The 20,533-nt window shown below is 36.1% G+C and carries 25 protein-coding genes; 17 read left to right on the top strand and 8 right to left on the bottom strand.

Going from position 1 to position 20,533, the window contains the following annotated elements; translation table 11 throughout:
- Position 1: 1 nt before the first annotated feature.
- The 10 genes from ACIQ6Z_RS01230 to rfbA all read left to right on the top strand — a co-directional run bounded on the left by ACIQ6Z_RS01230 (position 2) and on the right by rfbA (position 7,438).
- Entirely contained in the window at positions 2-214 is a 213-nt protein-coding gene (locus ACIQ6Z_RS01230; protein ID WP_396209121.1) for an acyl carrier protein, read from the top strand.
- Positions 215-925: an SDR family NAD(P)-dependent oxidoreductase gene (locus tag ACIQ6Z_RS01225; RefSeq protein WP_396209120.1), complete on the top strand. Its 711-nt coding sequence runs from the start codon at positions 215-217 to the stop codon at positions 923-925.
- Complete coding sequence (locus tag ACIQ6Z_RS01220) at positions 903-1,505, top strand: MBL fold metallo-hydrolase (RefSeq protein ID WP_396209119.1); 603 nt, start codon at positions 903-905, stop codon at positions 1,503-1,505. The genes ACIQ6Z_RS01225 and ACIQ6Z_RS01220 overlap by 23 nt, the downstream gene beginning before the upstream one ends.
- Position 1,506: 1 nt before the next feature.
- A complete protein-coding gene (locus ACIQ6Z_RS01215; RefSeq protein WP_396209118.1) occupies positions 1,507-2,154 on the top strand; it encodes an acetyltransferase in 648 nt (215 codons plus the stop codon).
- Positions 2,155-2,160: 6 nt separating this feature from the next.
- Complete coding sequence (locus ACIQ6Z_RS01210; protein WP_396209117.1) at positions 2,161-3,309, top strand: DegT/DnrJ/EryC1/StrS family aminotransferase; 1,149 nt, start codon at positions 2,161-2,163, stop codon at positions 3,307-3,309.
- Between the two features lie 130 nt (positions 3,310-3,439).
- On the top strand, positions 3,440-3,988 hold the full coding sequence (rfbC, locus tag ACIQ6Z_RS01205) for a dTDP-4-dehydrorhamnose 3,5-epimerase (RefSeq protein WP_396209116.1): 549 nt from the start codon (positions 3,440-3,442) through the stop codon (positions 3,986-3,988).
- A gap of 137 nt (positions 3,989-4,125) precedes the next feature.
- A complete protein-coding gene (gene rfbD, locus ACIQ6Z_RS01200; RefSeq protein WP_396209115.1) occupies positions 4,126-4,974 on the top strand; it encodes a dTDP-4-dehydrorhamnose reductase in 849 nt (282 codons plus the stop codon).
- 61 nt (positions 4,975-5,035) lie between these two features.
- Positions 5,036-6,085, top strand: coding sequence for a dTDP-glucose 4,6-dehydratase (rfbB, locus tag ACIQ6Z_RS01195; RefSeq protein ID WP_396209114.1), 1,050 nt, complete (start codon positions 5,036-5,038; stop codon positions 6,083-6,085).
- A 41-nt stretch (positions 6,086-6,126) separates the two neighbouring features.
- Positions 6,127-6,519 (top strand): GxxExxY protein, encoded by a 393-nt coding sequence (locus ACIQ6Z_RS01190; RefSeq protein ID WP_396161696.1) that lies wholly within the window; start codon positions 6,127-6,129, stop codon positions 6,517-6,519.
- 58 nt (positions 6,520-6,577) lie between these two features.
- Positions 6,578-7,438 carry a glucose-1-phosphate thymidylyltransferase RfbA gene (rfbA, locus tag ACIQ6Z_RS01185; RefSeq protein WP_396209113.1) on the top strand — a complete coding sequence of 287 codons (861 nt, stop codon included), beginning with the start codon at positions 6,578-6,580 and terminating at the stop codon, positions 7,436-7,438.
- A 245-nt stretch (positions 7,439-7,683) separates the two neighbouring features.
- Here rfbA and ACIQ6Z_RS01180 read toward each other — a convergent pair whose 3' ends face one another.
- Positions 7,684-8,235, bottom strand: a complete 552-nt coding sequence (locus ACIQ6Z_RS01180) for a DUF3575 domain-containing protein (RefSeq protein ID WP_396209112.1) — start codon at positions 8,233-8,235, stop codon at positions 7,684-7,686.
- Positions 8,236-8,374: 139 nt separating this feature from the next.
- On the opposite strand from ACIQ6Z_RS01180, the gene ACIQ6Z_RS01175 reads away from it, so the two are divergent.
- The 4 genes from ACIQ6Z_RS01175 (at position 8,375) to ACIQ6Z_RS01160 (ending at position 12,408) form a co-directional block, all read left to right on the top strand.
- Positions 8,375-10,264 carry a polysaccharide biosynthesis protein gene (locus ACIQ6Z_RS01175; RefSeq protein ID WP_396209111.1) on the top strand — a complete coding sequence of 630 codons (1,890 nt, stop codon included), beginning with the start codon at positions 8,375-8,377 and terminating at the stop codon, positions 10,262-10,264.
- 17 nt (positions 10,265-10,281) lie between these two features.
- On the top strand, positions 10,282-10,833 hold the full coding sequence (locus tag ACIQ6Z_RS01170) for a sugar transferase (RefSeq protein WP_396209110.1): 552 nt from the start codon (positions 10,282-10,284) through the stop codon (positions 10,831-10,833).
- 160 nt (positions 10,834-10,993) lie between these two features.
- Positions 10,994-11,635: a hypothetical protein gene (locus ACIQ6Z_RS01165; RefSeq protein WP_396209109.1), complete on the top strand. Its 642-nt coding sequence runs from the start codon at positions 10,994-10,996 to the stop codon at positions 11,633-11,635.
- Positions 11,636-11,655: 20 nt separating this feature from the next.
- Positions 11,656-12,408 (top strand): LytR/AlgR family response regulator transcription factor, encoded by a 753-nt coding sequence (locus ACIQ6Z_RS01160; protein WP_396209108.1) that lies wholly within the window; start codon positions 11,656-11,658, stop codon positions 12,406-12,408.
- Here ACIQ6Z_RS01160 and ACIQ6Z_RS01155 read toward each other — a convergent pair.
- The gene (locus ACIQ6Z_RS01155; RefSeq protein WP_396209107.1) at positions 12,405-13,505 is read right to left on the bottom strand and encodes a DUF4105 domain-containing protein; all 1,101 of its coding nucleotides are present in this window, start codon (positions 13,503-13,505) and stop codon (positions 12,405-12,407) included. The genes ACIQ6Z_RS01160 and ACIQ6Z_RS01155 overlap by 4 nt on opposite strands.
- Positions 13,506-13,539: 34 nt before the next feature.
- Entirely contained in the window at positions 13,540-14,529 is a 990-nt protein-coding gene (locus tag ACIQ6Z_RS01150; RefSeq protein ID WP_396209147.1) for a PorV/PorQ family protein, read from the bottom strand.
- Positions 14,530-14,737: 208 nt separating this feature from the next.
- On the opposite strand from ACIQ6Z_RS01150, the gene ACIQ6Z_RS01145 reads away from it, so the two are divergent.
- Positions 14,738-15,481, top strand: a complete 744-nt coding sequence (locus ACIQ6Z_RS01145) for a CDP-alcohol phosphatidyltransferase family protein (protein ID WP_396209106.1) — start codon at positions 14,738-14,740, stop codon at positions 15,479-15,481.
- Positions 15,481-16,335: a glycoside hydrolase family 25 protein gene (locus ACIQ6Z_RS01140; RefSeq protein ID WP_396209105.1), complete on the top strand. Its 855-nt coding sequence runs from the start codon at positions 15,481-15,483 to the stop codon at positions 16,333-16,335. Before ACIQ6Z_RS01145 ends, ACIQ6Z_RS01140 begins: the two co-directional genes overlap by 1 nt.
- 4 nt (positions 16,336-16,339) lie before the next feature.
- On the opposite strand, the gene ACIQ6Z_RS01135 is transcribed toward ACIQ6Z_RS01140, so the two are convergent.
- The 5 genes from ACIQ6Z_RS01135 to ACIQ6Z_RS01115 form a co-directional block, all read right to left on the bottom strand.
- On the bottom strand, positions 16,340-16,561 hold the full coding sequence (locus ACIQ6Z_RS01135; protein ID WP_396209104.1) for a DUF5808 domain-containing protein: 222 nt from the start codon (positions 16,559-16,561) through the stop codon (positions 16,340-16,342).
- A gap of 2 nt (positions 16,562-16,563) precedes the next feature.
- Positions 16,564-17,331: an LPS export ABC transporter ATP-binding protein gene (lptB, locus tag ACIQ6Z_RS01130; protein ID WP_396209103.1), complete on the bottom strand. Its 768-nt coding sequence runs from the start codon at positions 17,329-17,331 to the stop codon at positions 16,564-16,566.
- 146 nt (positions 17,332-17,477) lie between these two features.
- The gene (locus ACIQ6Z_RS01125) at positions 17,478-17,822 is read right to left on the bottom strand and encodes a carboxymuconolactone decarboxylase family protein (protein WP_396196765.1); all 345 of its coding nucleotides are present in this window, start codon (positions 17,820-17,822) and stop codon (positions 17,478-17,480) included.
- Positions 17,823-17,826: 4 nt separating this feature from the next.
- Complete coding sequence (gene tatC, locus ACIQ6Z_RS01120; protein ID WP_396209102.1) at positions 17,827-18,648, bottom strand: twin-arginine translocase subunit TatC; 822 nt, start codon at positions 18,646-18,648, stop codon at positions 17,827-17,829.
- Positions 18,648-19,613: an SIS domain-containing protein gene (locus tag ACIQ6Z_RS01115; protein WP_396209101.1), complete on the bottom strand. Its 966-nt coding sequence runs from the start codon at positions 19,611-19,613 to the stop codon at positions 18,648-18,650. The genes tatC and ACIQ6Z_RS01115 overlap by 1 nt, the downstream gene beginning before the upstream one ends.
- Before the next feature lie 85 nt (positions 19,614-19,698).
- Between ACIQ6Z_RS01115 and ACIQ6Z_RS01110 the strand changes: the two genes are divergently transcribed.
- Positions 19,699-20,533: RecQ family ATP-dependent DNA helicase (locus ACIQ6Z_RS01110; RefSeq protein ID WP_396209100.1), on the top strand; the 835-nt coding region annotated here is incomplete at its 3' end.

Raw genomic sequence — 20,533 nt, 5'->3', positions numbered from 1 at the left:
TATGAAAGAAGAATTATTAGATAAATTCGCTGAAATACTTGAAGTTGAACAAGTTTCTTTAAATGATGAGCTTGAAAGTTTTGATGAGTGGGATTCTTTAACAGCATTGTCTATCATTGCTTTAGCGGATTCTGATTATAATAAAAAATTGACTAATGAATTATTGAAAGAATTTAAAACAATAAATGATTTAGTAAATTTTATTATAGATTAAGTGGAAACTATATTAATTACTGGAAGTACATCTTCAATAGGTGAAGAGTTGGCCATATCATTATCCGAAAGATATAGAATTATTCTTTCTGGAAGAGATATAACTAAATTGTCCAATTTAAAAAGTAAACTATGTGGTGTAAATCATATGATTTGGGTATGTGATTTTGTTAGTGATAATATAAGTTTATCATTATTAGAATTTTTAAATAAATTTCAAATCAAACCAACTCATTTTTTACATGTTGGTGGAGATTTTTCGATTTCACCTATACGATTGCAGAAGAAAGAAAAAACCATAGAAACATTTCATATAAATGTTTTTTCTGCTGTTGAGATAGTTAGTGTCTTAAGTAAAAAAGAATTCAAAAAAGAATTGAAAAATATTGTCTTTTTTTCAAGTATTTCTGCTTTAAGAGGAAAGCCAGGTTATGCTGTATATTCGGCAGCTAAAAGTTCATTAATTGGATTAACTAAATCTCTTGCAATTGAATTAAATCCAATAAAAGTTAATTGTTTTGTTTTAGGTGCCATTAAAACTAAAGCTACTGAAAATATATTAAGTGATAAAGAAGAAATATTAAATTCTCATATCCCTTTAGGTCTTGGCAAACCTAACGCTTTAAATGATTGGACTTCATTTTTATTAGATAAAAATAATTGGATGACTGGACAGGAATTAATAATAGATGGTGGAGCCACTATTTTGTAACATAAAAAATAATTCAACATTATACAGATATATTTCAGATATGTTTGGAGTTTGTTCTTATTTTATTTTAGAACAAGATAAGTTGATAATAATAGATCCAGGTAAATTTGACGATTCTGTATTTGCATGGTTAAATAAATTTAATAATTTAAGAAATATTGTGTACATAACACATGAACATTTTGATCACCATTATAATGCGAATAAAGTTTTTGATTTAGAAAATACTTATTTTTTTTCTCCATCTGAAAAATTTGATATAGCATTGAGAGATATCAGAAAGAACTTGTCATTTTATTACAATGACCCAATAGAAACTGTAGCAGATAGCAAGATGTTTGAGTCTTTTCTTAGAGTGATTAAAACACCTGGGCATAGTGAGGAATCTTATTGTTTTGTTTATGATAATATTTTATTTGGCGGTGATACAATAATTGATAAAAAGTATTTAGTACTCAAATTACCAGGAAGTAATAAAAATGACTATGAAAATTCAATTAATTTATTGAAAGAACAATTAGTAAAGGATTCAATAGTTTTGCCGGGTCATGGTGAGTTTTTTGATTTTGAAAAATGGTAATATGAAAAAAGTAATAATTATTGGAACAGGTGCACATGCTGCAGAAATTGAACAGTATATAATCGATAATAATCGGATTAATAAAGAATTTGATTTATTAGGATTTGTTTCTGATTCAGACGAGACATTTAATAAATACAAATTTAGATTTCCTTATTTAGGTAATACTACAGATAACAAATATTTATTAGAAAATGTTGAAATAATTTTGGGGTTTAGTAATATTGAAGGCAGAGAAAAAAAAATTAAGGAACTTAAAGATAATGGGTTTAAGTTTGCAACATTTATTCATCATACTTCAATAGTTTTTCCTACTGCTGAAATTGCTGAAGGCTGTATCATTTGTCCATATTGTCAAATTGGTCCAAATGTAAAACTTGATAAATTTAATACTTTAAATAATAAAGTTAATATCGGTCATGATACAACAATTGGTTCAAACAATGTATTTAGTCCAAACGTAGGATTATCGGGAAATACTAAAATTGGTAATAATAATTTTTTTAGTATCAATTCAGCAACTATACCAAATATTTCTGTTGGGAATTCAAACATAATAGCTCCAAATATGGTTATTGAAAAAAACTTGAATTCAAATTCAACTTTTTTTCATAGATACAAAGAGGTAGTATTGGCCATACCTAAATAATAATTTATGCAAAACTCAAAAATATGGCTTTCCTCTCCACACATGGGAGGGACCGAACAAGACTACATAAAAGAAGCGTTTGATGCCAATTGGGTTGCGCCACTAGGCCCAAACGTAAATGGATTGGAACAAGACTTAGAAAACTATTTGGATGCTGATGCTCATGTAGGTGCTTTGAGCTCAGGAACAGCTGCCATTCATTTAGGGTTGATTTTATTAGGTGTACAAGCGGGTGATGAGGTTATTTGTCAAAGTATGACTTTTTCGGCATCGGCAAATCCAATTTTATATTTAGGAGCAACACCAATTTTTATTGATAGTGAGGAGCAGACTTGGAACATTTGTCCGATAGCATTAGAAGCAGCAATCATTGACAGAATAAAAAAGGGAAAAAAACCTAAAGCAATTATTGCCGTACATTTATACGGAGTGCCGTATCAAATAGAATCAATTAGAGAAGTTGCGGATAAATATACTATTCCAATTCTTGAAGATAGCGCAGAAGCATTAGGTAGCACATACAAAGGACAAAAATGTGGCACGTTTGGTGATATAAGTATTTTGTCATTCAATGGAAATAAAATCATCACTACTTCAGGAGGTGGAGCTATCGTAACTAAAACTGCTGCTCAAAAAGATAAAGCCATTTTTTACGCTACACAATCAAGAGACAACGCGCCTCATTATCAACATAGTGAAATCGGATACAATTACCGGATGAGTAACATTTGTGCAGGAATTGGAAGAGGGCAAATGGAAGTATTAGATAAGCATTTGACGTTAAGAAGACAAATGCACGATTTTTACGTGAAGCTTTTTGCAAACATAGATGGAGTAGATGTATTTGAAGCTCCAAGTGAAGATTATTTTGCCAATTATTGGCTATCAGCCATTACCATAGACGAAAACCAAACCAAAGGCATCACAAGAGAGACACTTCGCTTGGCCTTAGAAGCCGAAAACATCGAATCTCGTCCTTTATGGAAACCCATGCATTTACAACCTGTTTTTTCCAACTATCCCTATTACGGCACAATAGTAGCAGAACAATTATTTAAAAACGGTTTGTGTTTGCCTTCGGGCTCTAACCTAACGGATACTGATCGCGAAAGAATTGGAGCGGTAATTGTGAGCGTGTTTAAGCGTGAATCGTGAAGCGTAACTCGTAAAGCGTGACTCGAAAACCGAAAACCGAAAACCGATAACCGTAATTCGTATCTCTAACCACGAACAACGAATCACGAACAACGCATTACGAACAACCAATAAAAGACTACCCATTACAATGAACATAGAAACCACTCCCATACAAGATTTAGTAATCATTAATCCCACGGTATTAGAAGATGCGCGTGGGTATTTTTTTGAGGCTTACAATCAGAATACATTAATTGCAGAAGGAATACAGATCAACTTTGTGCAAGACAATCAGTCGTTTTCCAAACGCGGCACCTTACGAGGCTTGCATTATCAAAATTCACCCTTTGCCCAAACGAAGTTGGTGCGCGTGCTCGAAGGTGAAATTGTGGATATAGCGGTTGATCTTCGAAAGGATTCGCCTACTTACGGACAGCATTTTGCTCTTCGTCTATCAGCCGAAAACAAAAAGCAATTGTTGATTCCACAGGGTTTTGCCCATGGCTTTTCAGTGTTAAGTGAAACGGCTACAGTGTTGTATAAATGCGATCAGTTTTATAACAAAGCCAGTGAAGGAGGCATCCGTTTTGATGACCCATTATTGAATATCGATTGGGGCATCGATTTGAAAGCGGCAATCGTGTCAGAAAAAGATCAAATTTTGCCGTTGTTTAAAGATTGCAATAGTGAATTTTAATTCGTGAAGCGTGAAGCGTAACTCGTGACTCGTAACTCGAGAATCGAAAACCGAAAACCGTAATTCGTAATTATTAATTCATAACTCGCATCACGAATAACGAATAACGAATCTCGAACAACGAACTTCGAAAGTACATGAAAAAAATACTAGTAACAGGTGCTAACGGGCAATTAGGTTCCGAATTGAAGGAATTGTCAAGCCACTATTCACAATTTGAATGGGTGTTTGCCGATCGTTCGCTGTTGGATTTGAGTGATCTGGAATCGATATCTAACGTGATTGATCAAATTCAACCCCAAATCATCATCAATTGTGCCGCCTATACGGCTGTGGATAAAGCAGAAACAGAAACCGAATTGGCAGATATTTTGAACCATCAAGCGGTGGCGGTTTTGGCACAATGGACAAAGGCCAATGGCTGTCAATTCCTGCACATTTCAACCGATTATGTTTTTGATGGGAATTCGAGTATGCCATTGACAGAAGAGGCAGCTACTGGACCCATAAATGTTTATGGGCAAACCAAATTAGCGGGAGAACAAGCCTGTCTTCGTGAAAATCCCAATGCCATTGTCATCAGAACATCATGGGTGTACTCTGCTTTTGGCGCCAATTTTGTCAAAACCATGTCTAGATTGATGCAGGAACGCAACAGCCTGAATGTGGTGAACGATCAAATAGGAAGTCCAACCTACGCCGCCGATTTGGCGGAGGCTATTTTAAAAATAATAACATATTCACATTGGCAAGCCGGGATCTATCACTTTTCGAACGAAGGAGAAATCAGTTGGCATGAGTTTGCGTTGGCGATTCAAGAAATCGGAGGTTTTGATTGTTTAGTGAGTGGTATTCCAAGTTCCGATTTTCCTACACCAGCCAAGCGACCGCATTATTCCTTATTGGATAAATCGAAAATAAAAAATACCTTTGCAATCGTAGTGCCAGGATATCGGGAGAGTTTAGAAAGATGTATGAATGCGTGACTCGTGACTCGAACTTCGCATTACGAGCAACGAACAACGAATCACGAAAAAATAAATAGAAATGAAAAAAATACTCATCACCGGTGGTGCCGGATTTATTGGGTCTCATGTGGTGAGACGATTTGTAAATCAGTATCCTAACTATCACATCTATAACTTGGATGTCTTGACTTATGCCGGGAATTTAGAAAACATTGCTGATATTGAAAAAGCTCCCAATTACACCTTTGTAAAAGGCGATATTGTCGATGCACCATTTATCGACGCCTTATTTGCGGAACACCAATTTGATGGCGTATTGCATTTGGCTGCCGAATCCCACGTGGATCGCTCGATTACGGATCCGTTGGCATTTGTGAAAACCAATGTAATTGGTACCATGAATTTATTGAATGCCGCTAAAACGATTTGGAAAGACAATAGCGAGGGCAAACGCTTTTACCACATCAGTACCGATGAGGTGTACGGAAGTTTGGGTGCCGAGGGTTTATTTACGGAGACCACCGCGTACGATCCAAATTCACCTTATTCAGCTTCAAAAGCCAGTTCGGATCACTTTGTAAGAGCTTATGGTGAAACGTATGGGTTGCCTTATGTATTGACCAATTGTTCCAACAATTATGGTCCTTTTCATTTTCCAGAAAAGTTGATTCCGTTGTTTATCAATAACATTATTCAAAATAAACCGTTACCCGTTTATGGCGACGGAAAGTATACCCGCGATTGGTTGTTTGTAGAAGATCATGCGGTGGCTATTGATTTGGTTTTTCATGAAGGGAAAAATCACGATACCTATAATATTGGAGGTTTCAATGAATGGCAAAATATTGATTTGGTTAAGTTACTGTGTACCATTATGGATAAAAAATTGGGGCGCCCAGAAGGAACATCGGTGCAATTGATTACGTATGTTAAAGATCGCCCGGGTCACGATTTACGCTATGCTATTGATGCTACAAAAATCAACACCGAATTGGGATGGAAGCCTTCTGTTACTTTTGAGGAAGGTCTAGAACGCACCGTAAATTGGTATTTAGACAATCAAGAATGGTTGGAAAACGTGACTTCGGGAGCATATGCAAGTTATTATGAAAAACAATATTCGAATTAATGCGGATTATGCGAATTAACGCGAATTAAACGAATTTATAAATGAATGACCCCTACAAAATAATTTATAAAGATGAAAGCTATGCTATTGTTGGCGCTTGTATGAAAGTGCATCGTGCCTTGGGACCCGGATTTTTGGAAGCAGTATATGAAGAGGTTTTAGAAAAAGAGTTTCAAGTTCAAAAAATACCTTACAAACGACAAGTGAAATTAGATTTGTTTTATGAAGGTGAAAAATTAAAAAAGCAATATAGAGCAGATTTTATTTGCTACGATAGCATCATTGTTGAATTGAAAGCAGTAAATCAGATACCTTCGGTGTTTTATGCGCAACTGCAGAATTATTTAAAATGCACGAATATGGAATTGGGAATGTTGGTAAATTTTGGCACCCCATCCTTAACCTATAAAAGAATTGTAAACTCAAAAAAATAGATAATTCGAAAAATTAGCGTAATTAGCGTAATTAGCGTAATTCGTAAAATTAGAACAAATGAAAGGAATCATATTAGCCGGTGGATCCGGTACCCGATTGCACCCACTTACCTTAGCCGTAAGTAAACAATTAATGCCCGTATACGATAAGCCCATGATTTACTATCCGTTATCGGTATTGATGATGGCGGGTATTCAAGAAATATTGATCATTTCGACGCCTCATGATTTGCCTCATTTTAAGCGTTTGTTGGGTGATGGAAGTAATATAGGTTGTACCTTTTCATACGCCGAACAAGCCGTGCCTAATGGATTGGCACAAGCTTTTGTCATTGGGGAGGAATTTATTGGCGACGATTCGGTAGCTTTGATTTTAGGGGATAATATTTTCTTTGGTACAAACTTACAAGATTTGTTGGTTTCCAATCAAAACCCAGATGGGGGTGTAGTATTTGCCTACCATGTTTCTGATCCTGAGCGTTATGGCGTTGTAGAATTTGACGATCAGTTCAATGCAGTTTCTATCGAAGAAAAACCAAAGGCACCCAAATCAAATTATGCAGTACCGGGATTGTATTTTTATGATAATTCAGTAGTCAACATCGCAAAAAATATTCAACCTTCGGCACGTGGCGAATATGAAATTACCGATGTAAATAAAGTATATTTGAGCCAAGGCAATTTAAAAGTGGGTGTGTTGAATAGAGGAACAGCCTGGTTGGATACAGGAACGTTTAACAGTTTAATGCAAGCCGGACAATTTGTGCAAGTCATCGAAGAACGACAAGGATTAAAAATTGGTTGTATCGAAGAAATCGCTTGGCGCAAAGGATTTATAACCAAAGCTCAATTGCTAGAACAAGCTACAATTTTGGAAAAATCGGGCTATGGGGCCTATTTGAAATCGTTAGTGAAGTAATATTTAGTTCGCATATATATAATAAGAAAGGAGTTTTGTACTCCTTTTTTTATGCGTTTTCGTGACTCGAGACGTGTAACTCGTAACTCGTGAATTGTAACTCGTGAATCGTGAACCGTGAATCGTGAACCGTGACTCGCAGCACTAACCACAAATCTTGCCTCCCGAATCGAAACCTGAATCTTGAAACGAGACGAACCACGAACAACGAATATCGCATCCCGAACCACGAACCTCTCATACTTCTATTTAAGCTGAAGTATAATCGAAATTCCACCGCGATACGGCAGCCATTCACCACTTTTATTGAATTTTTTTGCGCCATCATAGCGCTCGCCAGTGGTAGTATCATATCCTTTGTAAAAACTTTGAACAGAACCACCGCCAACAAATGCTTCTAGGGCTATTTTTTCAGAAATAAAATAAACATAACCAATGCTAGCGCCCATCATATAATTGATTCCTTTTTGGTAATAAGTAGTGCTTTCGTAGCCATATTTTTGCAATTTAAATACACTACCGCCCACGTGACCTCCCATGTAGAATCCTCGATGTGCTTTACTGGGGTAATAGCGCACTTCAGGAGTGATAATTAAAAAACGCAATGGCATATCATTGTAGCTGTTAAAAGTAGAACCAATGGCATCGATATGAAAAGTGAAGTGCTTGTTTACAGGGGTTTCATATCCTAAAGAAGGAAATCCCAGTAGGGTACTAGCCGCATTAATATTCACACGACTTTGACCTTGAGCCAATCCGGTTAATGCAATTACAAACATTGCGATAAAACGTTTCATACTAAAAATTTGGTCAAAGATACAAATTAAACCCCTTCTTTATTGAGGGTTTTCTTACAAAGTTGACCTAAAAAAACAGCAACACTGCTAAAATATTAAAAAAAATGTTTAGTTTTGTCTACCCTAACAACAGCTCCAAATGCAAAAAAACATAAAGCAATACATCAATTTAAAGAAATTATCATTTCTACCTTCTTGGTCGATATTGATAATTGATATTACCATTTCATTAGTTATTGCAACCATTTCTTTCTTTATTTTTAAAGAAATTGGGGTCCAATTTTATTCCGTTTTACCTCCTTTGGCACGATTTAGTATTGTGACTTTTACCATAAGTTTTTATTTCATCATCTTCAAGACCTATACCGGAATTATAAGGTATTCCAGCTTAAAAGATGCTACCCGTTTATTTAAGGCTATTTCATTCGCTTTTTTGACTTTACTAGCCATAGATTTAGGTTATTATTTTGTATTTGGAGGACACATTTTTGTCATCATGACCTTGTTTTTTTCTTCCCTTTTTATCTTTTTTTCTTTGGTTTCTTTTAGGGTATTTATAAAATCTTTGTTTAAATATTTTACAGGTGAGGAAGAAGAAGTTAAACTTGAAAGCATTGCAATTGTTGGAGTAAATAGTACTACTATTGCATTGGCAGAAGCCTTTGTAAATGATAATTCACAATATAAACTTCGCTTTTTTATTGATAAAAACAAGTATTTGAATGATAAAAAAGTATTAGGAATTCCTGTAATTGCGAAGCCTAATTCGATCATTTCGATACTGAGATATAACAAAATAAAACACGTCGTTTTAATTAAAAACTTCTTACCTGAAAAAGAGGAATTGGAATTACTTGAAGATTGTTTGCGCTATAAAATTAACGTATACAATCCAAAATTAGTAAGTGGCTTTAACACGGCTGTTAATTCCGTTAAATCATTAAAAAAATACACCATTAATGAGTTGATGTTTAGGGATACTATTAGCATTGATAATCCAAATGTGATCAATGCCTTTTCCTCAAAAACAATTATGGTTACCGGTGGTGCGGGGTCTATAGGTAGTGAAATTGTCAATCAATTGGCTAAGTTTAATCCCAGCCGAGTTGTCGTTGTAGATCAAGCCGAAACACCTTTGAATTCGATACAGCTCAATATCGCGGCTGCATTTCCCAAAATTGCATGCCATTACGAATTGGTTGATGTAACTAATCCAAATGAAGTACAGCATATTTTTCAAAAATACCAACCCGAAATTGTTTTTCATGCGGCGGCTTATAAACACGTGCCCGTTTTGGAATCGAATTTTATGCAAGCCGTTAAGGTGAATATTTTTGGAACAAAAAACATTTTAGAAGCGGCGATTGCAACAGGAACCAAACGTTTTGTTTTTATTTCTACTGACAAAGCGGTTAATCCTACGAATATTATGGGGGCATCAAAACGAATTGCCGAAATTATGGTGCAATCGCGTTTTAATATATTAAAAGGCTCTCAAAAAATGCAAGTCATCACCACACGATTTGGTAATGTTTTGGGTTCCAATGGATCTGTAGTCAACTTATTTGAAAAGCAAATTAAGGAGGGTGGTCCTATTACGGTTACACATCCCGATATCAATCGTTTTTTCATGACCATACCCGAAGCTTGTAAGTTGGTGTTAGAAGCGGGTACTATGGGATCCGGAGGCGAAATCTATATTTTTGATATGGGTAAACCCATTTTCATTAAGGACTTAGCCGAAAAAATGATCCGATTGAGTGGAAAAGAACCTTACACGGATATTGATATTGTTTATACTGGCTTGAGACCTGGTGAAAAATTATATGAAGAAGTCTTAGCGGATACTTCAAAGACATTACCTACGTATCACCCAAAAATACTAATTGCTCAAGATCCTGTTTTTTGTTACGAAAAGGTGCAAGAATTTTTGATAAAACTACAATCTAGTACATTTGAAGATAAGCAAGCTTTGATTGATTTGTTTACCGAATTAGTCCCTGAGTTTATTCAAACCCCACAAGAATAATCATCTCCACAACTGCTATGGGAATACTGCTTTTAATTTTAGGGTTAGTATTAGGCTATGGTATTACGGCAATCGATACCCAGTCTAATGGTATATTTAAGCAGGAACGCATTGGACGTTTTGGAAAACCTTTTTTTATCTATAAGTTACGAACCATACATGTGCGTACCCAAAAGATTTCCATTTGGGGGCAGTTGTTGCGAAAAACCAAATTAGACGAATTACCGCAACTCATGAATATTGTAAAAGGCGAAATGACTTTTGTTGGTCCGCGTCCTGACATAACAGGCTATGCTGATCAACTAGAAGGGACAGTCCGAATTATCTTGCAACTCAAGCCAGGAATCACCGGATTAGCTTCCCTAAAGTACAGAAACGAAGAACAACTTTTAGCACAACAAAAATGTCCACAGGATTATAATGATGCCGTTATTTGGCCCGATAAAGTCCGAATCAATAACTGGTATGCCCTGAACCGTAATTTCTTCATGGATGTCTTAATTGTTTTTTATACGATTTTCCCTTTTCCTTTTGATGTGGATGCATTTGTCAAAAAAAATGACAAGTAGGAAGTCCACCATCAAAGTCAAATAAGCCAGCACAACCTGCATTCAGGAGGTGTTGTTGCTAACAATGGCATGGAAATGCAACGATTGCAGTATAAAATCGCAGCAATATAGTTGTTGGAATAGCATTTTTTTTTACTTTCGTAGCTTATTATAATGTATCATGAAACAAACACCCAAATTAAGCCTACTGTTGTTATTTTTTTGTACAATGCCCTTGTTTTCACAATTTAATGTGAACAACATGTCTGTGGAAGCCGGTTATGGATATTGTGGCGCTATTGAGCCGTATTATAAAGGATATAAATCCAATTTTTCCAGCATGAATCACTTTAATATCGGCATTCGCTATATGTTTACGGAAACAATTGGCGCTAAAGTTTCCTATAAATTGGATCACTTTGTAAACGATCCAGGAGGCGATTTGGGGATTACCTACAATACACTTGGTGTTTCTGGTGTGTATAATATTGGAAAACAATTGGGATTGACGTATTGGACGAGAGATCGAATAGGAGTTAATGCACACGTTGATGCCGGAGTAGCCTTTGCTTACAGGATTGGGCAAACGGATTATGAACGTGTTGGTGTAGTTGGTATTGGAATCTCACCCATGTACAATATTTCAAATAAATTCGCTTTAACGGCAGATTTTACCCACAACATTACTACAAAACAACATTATGGTTTTGACGGTCAATTACTAAACGAAGATTATAAACCAGCATCCGGAAGTTTTTATAACTTTTCATTTGGATTAATTTATTATTTAGGCGAAAATCGCTACCACTCTGATTGGTATTAATTGAATAAACTTAGCTTACTATGTTTCTTATCCATGCTTTTGTAATTGACGATGATCAGGATACTATCAAAAAGATGGAAACCTATAGTACGGAAAATCCGGATATGATTACTATAGTGGGTTCGGCAAAATCAATTGCTACCAGTCAACACGCTTTGAGTCAACTACAGCCCGATCTAATTATTGTAAGAGCAACGAAGAATAACTTCAGTCATTTAGAGTCGCTCCGAGCTTTTGATTTCTCAGTAAAATACATTTGTATGGGTGTCAAAGAGGATGCTTTTCAAGCATTTAAACTTGAGGCTGTAGATTTTTTAGTATTCCCTTTTGATGCTGATGAATTTACTTCGGCACTCCTTAAGGTAAAATATGCCATTGAAAGAGAAGCGGCTTTTGTACAGCTTAAAAATACAACTTTCTCTGCAGGTTTTTTAGGACACGCCAACAAGGATTTTTTTGTGGTATCTTCAATTGATAAAATTGAAATCATAAAATTTACGGAGGTCTTATATTGCAAAGCCGATGGGAAATATACCGAGATCTTTTTGCAAAATGGCACCAAAATAGTGTCTAGTAAAAACATTGGTGAATACCAACAATTGTTTCCTTCACATTACTTTTTTAGAATCCATAATTCAACGCTTATTAATGTACACCACATTGTGCGCATCAATAAAAAAGATGGCTTGTACTGCGAATTGAACAATGGACAAGATTTGCCTGTCGCCAAACGCAAAGAGCGCGAATTTTTATTGTATTTAAGGGAAAATTAATTTTTTTTCAATACTTCTTTTCCTAACCAATAGAGGTGTAAGACAATAAATGGCCAAACAATTTGCAAGTGTATTTTATCGAGCATGTAAACGATATAAATGGCCAAACATCCAGCTATAATTTTGGCCAGTAGTTTTGCGGCCTTCGTGTTTTCTTTCCAAAGACACCATGCATATCCAATTAATAGTGGGTTGAACAAAAGTGCGTTGTAATTCCATAAGAGTTCTTCGTGCATTGAATAAAGACCAACAACCATAAAAAACACACCCAAAAGTCCAGTCACCGTAAAATAGCCGATTTGAACGCCTTTTTTACCAAAGAGTGCAAGTATGACTAGCACGGTAATTAATGAATATATCGAATTCCAAAAGGCAAAGGGAATACTACTATTGCTGGCTTTCAATACCGTTTCTGTAGAAGTGCATATCGGTTTTCCTTGAATTTTAGTTTGAGAAAGTGATTTTTTAAATTCGTACGGTAAAAACAAACGTGTTACTGGTTCGTCTACTTTTGCACCAAAGATGAATTGAATACCTAATTTTAAATAAAAATCAGACATGTAGGGGTATAAAACTTCTCGATAAGATTGGTTAGTTGTTCTCGATTTCAGGTATTCCTTTCCTAAAGTTGTATTGATTTTATCCACCACCATAGTCGTGCAATTTCTATCAATAAATTTATAGGTATAAAAGCGTTCTTCGCTATATACTGAAGCATTTAATTGCTGGAATAATTGATTGATTTGTGCAGATGAAATGGCTAGTTCTTGTTCAATTATCTCTCTATTTTCAGCTTGGTAATTGTAGTAGAAATCAATGTAACTGCCGTTGGTTACAAAATATTGCAAATCACCTTTTACAAATCGTCCAATGAAATTTGGCGTGCTAAAATCAAAGGCACCATAATTGTAAACCACATCAATTCCAGACGCGGTGTCTTGGATGCGAATTCCAGTATGACCATACATGGCATACGATTCAGGTCCTGTGCCACATGTTAATATACTTACTTTAGCTTGATTTGAAAGTGAACTATTTTGTGAAAAACCAAGAAAAGAAATAAAAAGGAGAAATGTGAAAAGTAGTTTTTTTATCATATTATATTTAGGTCTATTTTCTTTTGTCTTGAAATTATCGAAACACTTCCCAATCGATTTTCAACGAAAAAATATTGGAGTACAACGCGGCACTTTGATCGCCCAAGTCGGTTAAGGCATAGTCAATTTGAATGCCTTTATATTTGAATCCCAAACCTATATTGGGTTGAAAACTCATTTTTTTAGTAGCATCTATTTGGGTGATTTGCTGAAAATTTCCAACACCCCCTCTCAGATAAACCAAGTTCAGATAGCCCATTTCAAACCCCAAAGCAGGATCGATGCTCACCGTACGTGATGAAATGAGATCGTTGGTTTGTGCAAATTGCATATTCAAATTAGCGGCTGCCAAAATACTATAATCATAGCGCACTATCCATTTTTTAGATAAGCCTACTTGCGCTTTGGGTAACGTAATTTCGCTGGTTTCAGGCAATTCTTGATTTTCACCTGGAATGGCATTTGCTATGGCTTCATATTTTTTGGTATCGATGCTCCAGGTGTTGTAAGTTGTGGTAATGTCGCGCAGCAATACGCCAAACTTCCAATCTTCTTCCTCACTAATATACTGAAGTCCTAAATCAAACCCAAAGCCCCAAGAATTAGCAAAATCGCCAATGATTCTTCGAATGACCTTGGCATTCACGCCAAAATTTAATCCATCTATGGGCAAACTTCTGGCATACGATAATGTTAGGCCGTAATCGGCGGTGGAGAATAACGAAATTCGGTTGTAATCGATATTTCCTTCGCTGTCGATCAATTGGGTGGTGTTTAAGATATCGTCGACTCCAAAACGAATCATTGATATACCTACGGCACTTTGGTCATCGATAGGCATTGCAAAACCGGCATAATCATATTGGGCAATATTGGCAAAATAATTGGCATGCATGAGTGCAAATTGCTTGTCTTCTAAGTGTACTAAACCCGCTGGGTTCCAATACCCCGAATTGACATCGTGGGTGTGTGCAACAACCGCATTCGACATGCCTAAGGCCGCGGCATCTACCCCAATACTCATGAATTCATTCGAATATTTTCGAACGCTTTGAGCGGGGCTAAAGGCAGTAATACAAACAAAAAGAAGAAGAAATATCTTTCTCAAGGCCAATTTTTTTACAAAGATGGAATAAATTTCTTAATTACTAAACTCTAAATGTATTAACTTATTGTATTACATTTGCTGCAACTAATTTAGAGTTCTTTTGAGTTGAATAAAACCGATTGCCATGCAAATTAAACAACACATTCCAAACGCAATTACCTTGTTAAACCTTTCGAGTGGTTTATTAGCCATTATTGCCATTTTTAAAGGGTATTATGACGAAGCTTTTATCTTTGTGTGTTTGGGTATCTTTTTTGATTTTTGGGATGGTTTTTTTGCACGTAAGTTTAAGGTTTCGGGCGAATTGGGTTTGCAATTGGATTCGCTTGCCGATGTCATCACCAGTGGGGTAGTGCCTGGCTTAATGATGTTTAAATTGTTGCTTGATATTCAAGAAGACGACTCCTCACGTTATTATTTGACCGAAGACTTTTATTACATGGGATTTGTTCCCTATTTGGGATTCATCATCACGTTGGCTTCTGCCTATAGATTGGCAAAATTTAATATTGATACCCGTCAAACCGATTCCTTTATTGGATTACCAACGCCAGCTAACGCTTTATTTATCATGAGTATCCCAATGATTCAATTTGACGGTACCCACGAATGGTTGGTCAATGCCCTTTTCAATCCTTTTGTATTGTTAGGCATCAGTTTGGTGAGTGCGTATATGTTGAATGCAGAAATTCCACTATTTTCATTAAAAATTAAAACGTTTGGTTGGGCACATAACAAATTGCAATTTTCCTTTTTAGCACTTTCCCTAGTTTTGTTATTGTTTTTTGGATTTACCGCATTGCCTGTTATTATTCTCTCTTATGTAGCCCTATCGGTAATCAACAATATGTTTTGGGTTAAAAAATAATGGCACAACGAATCAAAAGGAAAAGGACGGTTAGAACCCGACCTTCAAAACAATTTGGAAAAAAGTGGGTTATTGTTTTTACTTTTCTATTTATAGCTACTGCTTTACTTTTTGTTTTTCGCTTTCGAGAGGGCTTTTTGTATTATCTCGGATTTAAAACTGATAAATATACGTCTGAGACCACTTCAGACGAGCGCAAATTAACCGATATTCGAATCTATGAAGTATTGCACAAACACGATCAAAATGCAATAGGTTTTGATGTTTCGGAGTACCAGGGAACTATCGATTGGGAACAAACCTACCATATTGACGAGGCGTTTGAATTGTCTTTTGTCTTTATTCGCGCCACAGCAGGTTCCAATAAAAGAGATGCTCGGTTTACTGAAAACTGGAACGGAGCCAAAGCACGGCAATTGGTTTGTGGTGCCTATCATTATTACCGACCCAACGAAAATTCTCTAGATCAAGCCAACAATTTCATAAAACAGGTTCGCTTACAAAAAGGTGATTTGCCTCCGGTATTGGATATCGAAAAATTGCCCAAATCACAATCGATTGCGCGATTAAAAATTGGTTTAAGACGTTGGTTGGAAGTTGTAGAAGCACATTACAATGTAAAACCCATTATCTATTCTGGGGAACGCTATTATTCCGATTTTTTACGAAAAGAGTTTTCCGATTACCCGCTTTGGATTGCCAATTATAATTTTTGGCGTAACACTTTAGCATCGGATTGGGAGTTTTGGCAATTTACCGAAAATGCACAAATTGGAGGTATAGAGGGCAATGTAGATCTCAATATCTTTATGGGTGATAAAAACGAATTGTTAGCGCTTGGAATGCGCTACTAATTTATTATGATTTTTTGAACCAGAGCAGGAGTAAGATGCTACCGAATAAAAGCAAAAACGCAAGTATTGATTTCCAATTGGCAAAGTTAATGGTCCAACCCATCCAGGCAATTCTTTTTGGGGGAAACAAGCGGTGGTCTTCTTTATTGAAATAAAAACTACCCCATTTCCAATGGTTTGGATCTTTATGCCACTTTTCTAAAGTTTCTTTGCTGGGGTTGCTCATGATTATTTTGCCACTTCTACTTTTGGAGCGTTGAAGTCGATTTTTGTTTTGCGCAACTCAAAATTTTGGCCCAAATAAACTCTACGAACCATTTCATCTTCTACTAATTCTTCTGGTTTTCCCGCTTTTAAAATGCCCCCTTCAAACATGAGGTAGGTTTTATCAGTTATGGCTAGTGTTTCTTGTACATTGTGATCGGTAATTAAAATCCCAATGTTTTTATTTTTTAATTGGGCTACAATGCGTTGAATATCTTCTACTGCTACTGGGTCAACACCTGCAAAGGGTTCGTCCAATAAAATAAATTTTGGATCGGTAGCTAATGCGCGTGCAATTTCAGTACGACGACGTTCTCCTCCCGAAAGTAAATCCCCACGGTTGGTACGAATGTGTTCCAACGAAAACTCGGCAATTAATTCTTCCATTTTGGCTTCTTGTGCTTCCTTGGAGAGGTTCGTCAATTGCAAAACACTTAATATATTATCTTCAATACTTAGTTTTCTAAAAACAGAAGCTTCTTGCGCTAAATAGCCAATTCCATTTTGTGCGCGTTTGTACATTGGGAAATTGGTAATGTCCATATCATCAAGATAGATAGAACCACTGTTCGGTTTTACCAATCCAACGATCATGTAAAATGAAGTGGTTTTTCCGGCACCATTAGGACCTAATAAACCCACGATTTCTCCTTGGTTTACTTCCACAGAAATCCCTTTAACGACACTTCTTTTTTTATAAGTTTTAACTAGATTTTCTGCTCTTAATTTCATGATTTTAATTTGAAAATTTGAAGATTTGAAAAGGATTGAATGCTCAAAATCAAATCTTAAATGGTATCAATAAACAAATAAAGTAAAAAATAATCAATAGAATAAATGAATTAACAAATAATTACATTTTCAAATTTTCAAATAAATTAATTGTTTTCCAACGCTTCCCAAAACTCATAAGCTCTTCGTAAATGCGGAATTACAATTGTACCACCTACAAGAGTAGCAATACCCATTGCTTCCATCATTTCTTCTTTGTTTACGCCATTTTTATAGGCGGTTTCTAAATGGTATTTGATGCAATCGTCGCAGCGCAATACGGCTGAAGCTACTAATCCTAAAAGCTCTTTGGTTTTCACATCTAAAGCGCCTTCCATGTAGGCATTTGTGTCTACATTGAAAATTCGTTTGATGACTTTGTTGTTGTCGGCCAATAATTTTTCGTTCATTTTCGAACGATAATCGTTAAATTCTTTTACTAAATCTGCCATGGGATTATGCGTTTAATTTTTCTTTTTCTTTGTTTTTTAGTACCGCAGCACTGATAAAAATACTAATTTCATACAATACCAATAAAGGAATTGAAACAATAACCTGACTCACAACATCGGGTGGGGTAACTATTGCCGCCACAATCAGTATCAATACAATGGCATATTTACGGTATTTTCTTAAAAAGTCGGGCGTAACCAATCCTACTTTTGATAAGAAATAAATGATAATGGGCATCTCAAAAATTAATCCACAAGCAATAACTGAAGTTTTAATCATGCTGATATACGATTGGATGTTGATGTCATTTTTGATTTCAGAACTCACGGAAAAAGTGGCAAAGAAATTCACCGACATGGGTATGATAATAAAATAGCCAAACAGTACTCCAAGGAAAAATAATAAGGAAGCAATTGATACGAAGGCTTTGGCGTATTTTCGTTCTTTCTCATAGAGTGCCGGACTAATAAATTTCCACAACAACCACAGCATATAGGGAAAAGCAATAATAAACCCGGCCGTGATGCAGGTCCATATGAGCAAGGAAACTTGCCCTTCAATTGCAGTATTTTGAATATTGAACGGCAATTCAGTTACACAAAATGCCTCGGAAAGTTCAAGTTTAGTAGACAATTCACAAAAATAACGATAGGTAATGAAGTCGGTGTTTTTAGGGCCAAATATTATTTCATTAAAAATATAGTCACTGAAGAAGAAGGCTATTGTAGCGCAAATCAATATAGCTCCTGAGCTTCTTACTAATAACCAACGGAGTTCTTCAAGATGGTCTAAAAAAGACATCTCTCCCATGTTCTTTTTTGCCATTATACGATGCCTTCTTTTAATATGTCATGTAAGTGTAATATCCCTTTATAAACTTGGCCATCCATAACAACCAATTGGGTAATGGAATTGTTTTCTAATATGTTTAAGGCTTCCGATACCAGTATGCTCGATGAAATGTGCTTTGGATGTTTTGTCATGATGTCTTTAGCAGTCAAATCAGAAAACATATCTCTGTTGTTCAACATTCTTCGAATATCTCCATCGGTGATAATTCCAATAACGTGATTGTTTTCAACAACAGCAGTGACCCCCAAACGTTTTTCTGAAATTTCCATGATCACTTTTTTAATGGAAGCATCTGGTGCAACTTGCGGCGCATGTGTGGTGTCTAGCATGTCTTTCACGCGAAGCAATAATTTTTTCCCTAAAGCCCCACCCGGATGGTATACCGCAAAATCTTCGCTTTTGAATTGCCGCAATTCCATCAAACAAACGGCTAGCGCATCACCCAAAACCAATTGGGCAGTAGTACTGTTTGTGGGGGCTAAATTATTTGGGCAGGCCTCACTCTCCACATAAGCGTGCAGGATGTAATGCGATTCTTTTCCTAAAAAGGAATTTTTATCGGCGGTCATGCCAATTAAGGTATTGCCAAAACGTTTTAATAGCGGGGCGAGTACTTTAATTTCCGGGCTGTTGCCGCTTTTTGAAATACAAATGACAATATCTTCGGGAAGCACCATACCTAAATCACCATGAACGGCTTCAGCCGCATGCAAAAATAGCGAGGGTGTTCCGGTTGAATTTAAGGTAGCTACGATTTTTTGAGCAATCAAGGCGCTTTTTCCAATTCCTGTTACAACGAGACGACCTTTGGTGTTGTATATTTCAGTAACACTTTTTGCAAAGTCTTCGTCCAAATAATTGACAAGGTTTTCGATGCTCTTACTTTCTGATAAAAGTGTCTTTTTTGCTGTAGCTAAAATGGTTTCAATTGTACTCAAAATAGAAATATTAAAAAATTTGTATGTGTAAAAGAAAATCGTATCTTTATGTTTGCAAATTTAGGTAAAATCATATTAATAGAGAATGAATCCACACGAAATTGATTTACATAAAGAATTAAAGAAATATTTTGGGTTTAACCAATTCAAAGGTCTTCAGGAACAAGTAGTTAAAAGTATCATTACCGGAAACAATACATTTGTGATTATGCCAACCGGTGGTGGAAAATCGCTTTGCTATCAGTTACCTGCTTTGGTGTTAGAAGGAACCGCTATTGTGGTTTCTCCACTAATTGCCTTGATGAAAAACCAAGTGGATGCTATCCGAAGCTTAAGTTCGGTTACCGGAATTGCACATGTATTGAACTCTTCTTTAAATAAAACCGAAGTCAATCAAGTTAAAAAAGACATTACCTCAGGGGTAACAAAATTGCTGTATGTGGCACCTGAATCACTTACCAAAGAAGAATACCTGCAGTTTTTAAATGAAGTGAAAATCTCCTTTGTTGCCATCGATGAAGCCCATTGTATTTCAGAATGGGGACACGATTTCAGACCGGAATACAGAAATTTACGAAATATAGTGCGCCAACTGGGTGATGTTCCCATGATTGGATTAACGGCAACGGCTACGCCAAAAGTACAAGAAGATATCTTGAAAAACTTGGACATGCCCGATGCCAATACCTTTAAAGCCTCTTTCAACCGTCCTAATTTATATTACGAGGTACGAACAAAAACAAAAAACATCGAATCGGATATCATTCGATTCATCAAGCAACACAAAGGAAAATCGGGGGTTATTTACTGTTTGAGTCGCAAGAAAGTGGAAGAAATTGCACAAGTATTGCAAGTAAACGGAATTAGTGCGGTACCTTATCATGCGGGTTTGGATGCCAAAACCAGAGCCAAACACCAAG

The sequence above is a fragment of the Flavobacterium sp. genome, from assembly GCF_044376915.1.
Classification (GTDB): Bacteria; Bacteroidota; Bacteroidia; order Flavobacteriales; family Flavobacteriaceae; genus Flavobacterium.
This window is presented reverse-complemented; position numbering and strand designations above follow the sequence as displayed.

What these genes read in the sequence shown, in the direction of transcription:
- ACIQ6Z_RS01230 (WP_396209121.1), top strand. Translation starts at nt 2, where the DNA reads ATGAAAGAAGAATTATTAGATAAATTCGCTGAAATACTTGAAGTTGAA.
- ACIQ6Z_RS01220 (WP_396209119.1), top strand. Translation starts at nt 903, where the DNA reads ATGGTGGAGCCACTATTTTGTAACATAAAAAATAATTCAACATTATAC.
- ACIQ6Z_RS01215 (WP_396209118.1), top strand. Translation starts at nt 1,507, where the DNA reads ATGAAAAAAGTAATAATTATTGGAACAGGTGCACATGCTGCAGAAATT.
- ACIQ6Z_RS01210 (WP_396209117.1), top strand. Translation starts at nt 2,161, where the DNA reads ATGCAAAACTCAAAAATATGGCTTTCCTCTCCACACATGGGAGGGACC.
- rfbC (WP_396209116.1), top strand. Translation starts at nt 3,440, where the DNA reads ATGAACATAGAAACCACTCCCATACAAGATTTAGTAATCATTAATCCC.
- rfbD (WP_396209115.1), top strand. Translation starts at nt 4,126, where the DNA reads ATGAAAAAAATACTAGTAACAGGTGCTAACGGGCAATTAGGTTCCGAA.
- rfbB (WP_396209114.1), top strand. Translation starts at nt 5,036, where the DNA reads ATGAAAAAAATACTCATCACCGGTGGTGCCGGATTTATTGGGTCTCAT.
- ACIQ6Z_RS01190 (WP_396161696.1), top strand. Translation starts at nt 6,127, where the DNA reads ATGAATGACCCCTACAAAATAATTTATAAAGATGAAAGCTATGCTATT.
- rfbA (WP_396209113.1), top strand. Translation starts at nt 6,578, where the DNA reads ATGAAAGGAATCATATTAGCCGGTGGATCCGGTACCCGATTGCACCCA.
- ACIQ6Z_RS01180 (WP_396209112.1), bottom strand. Translation starts at nt 8,235, where the DNA reads ATGAAACGTTTTATCGCAATGTTTGTAATTGCATTAACCGGATTGGCT.
- ACIQ6Z_RS01175 (WP_396209111.1), top strand. Translation starts at nt 8,375, where the DNA reads ATGCAAAAAAACATAAAGCAATACATCAATTTAAAGAAATTATCATTT.
- ACIQ6Z_RS01170 (WP_396209110.1), top strand. Translation starts at nt 10,282, where the DNA reads ATGGGAATACTGCTTTTAATTTTAGGGTTAGTATTAGGCTATGGTATT.
- ACIQ6Z_RS01165 (WP_396209109.1), top strand. Translation starts at nt 10,994, where the DNA reads ATGAAACAAACACCCAAATTAAGCCTACTGTTGTTATTTTTTTGTACA.
- ACIQ6Z_RS01160 (WP_396209108.1), top strand. Translation starts at nt 11,656, where the DNA reads ATGTTTCTTATCCATGCTTTTGTAATTGACGATGATCAGGATACTATC.
- ACIQ6Z_RS01155 (WP_396209107.1), bottom strand. Translation starts at nt 13,505, where the DNA reads ATGATAAAAAAACTACTTTTCACATTTCTCCTTTTTATTTCTTTTCTT.
- ACIQ6Z_RS01150 (WP_396209147.1), bottom strand. Translation starts at nt 14,529, where the DNA reads ATGAGTATTGGGGTAGATGCCGCGGCCTTAGGCATGTCGAATGCGGTT.
- ACIQ6Z_RS01145 (WP_396209106.1), top strand. Translation starts at nt 14,738, where the DNA reads ATGCAAATTAAACAACACATTCCAAACGCAATTACCTTGTTAAACCTT.
- ACIQ6Z_RS01140 (WP_396209105.1), top strand. Translation starts at nt 15,481, where the DNA reads ATGGCACAACGAATCAAAAGGAAAAGGACGGTTAGAACCCGACCTTCA.
- ACIQ6Z_RS01135 (WP_396209104.1), bottom strand. Translation starts at nt 16,561, where the DNA reads ATGAGCAACCCCAGCAAAGAAACTTTAGAAAAGTGGCATAAAGATCCA.
- lptB (WP_396209103.1), bottom strand. Translation starts at nt 17,331, where the DNA reads ATGAAATTAAGAGCAGAAAATCTAGTTAAAACTTATAAAAAAAGAAGT.
- ACIQ6Z_RS01125 (WP_396196765.1), bottom strand. Translation starts at nt 17,822, where the DNA reads ATGGCAGATTTAGTAAAAGAATTTAACGATTATCGTTCGAAAATGAAC.
- tatC (WP_396209102.1), bottom strand. Translation starts at nt 18,648, where the DNA reads ATGGCAAAAAAGAACATGGGAGAGATGTCTTTTTTAGACCATCTTGAA.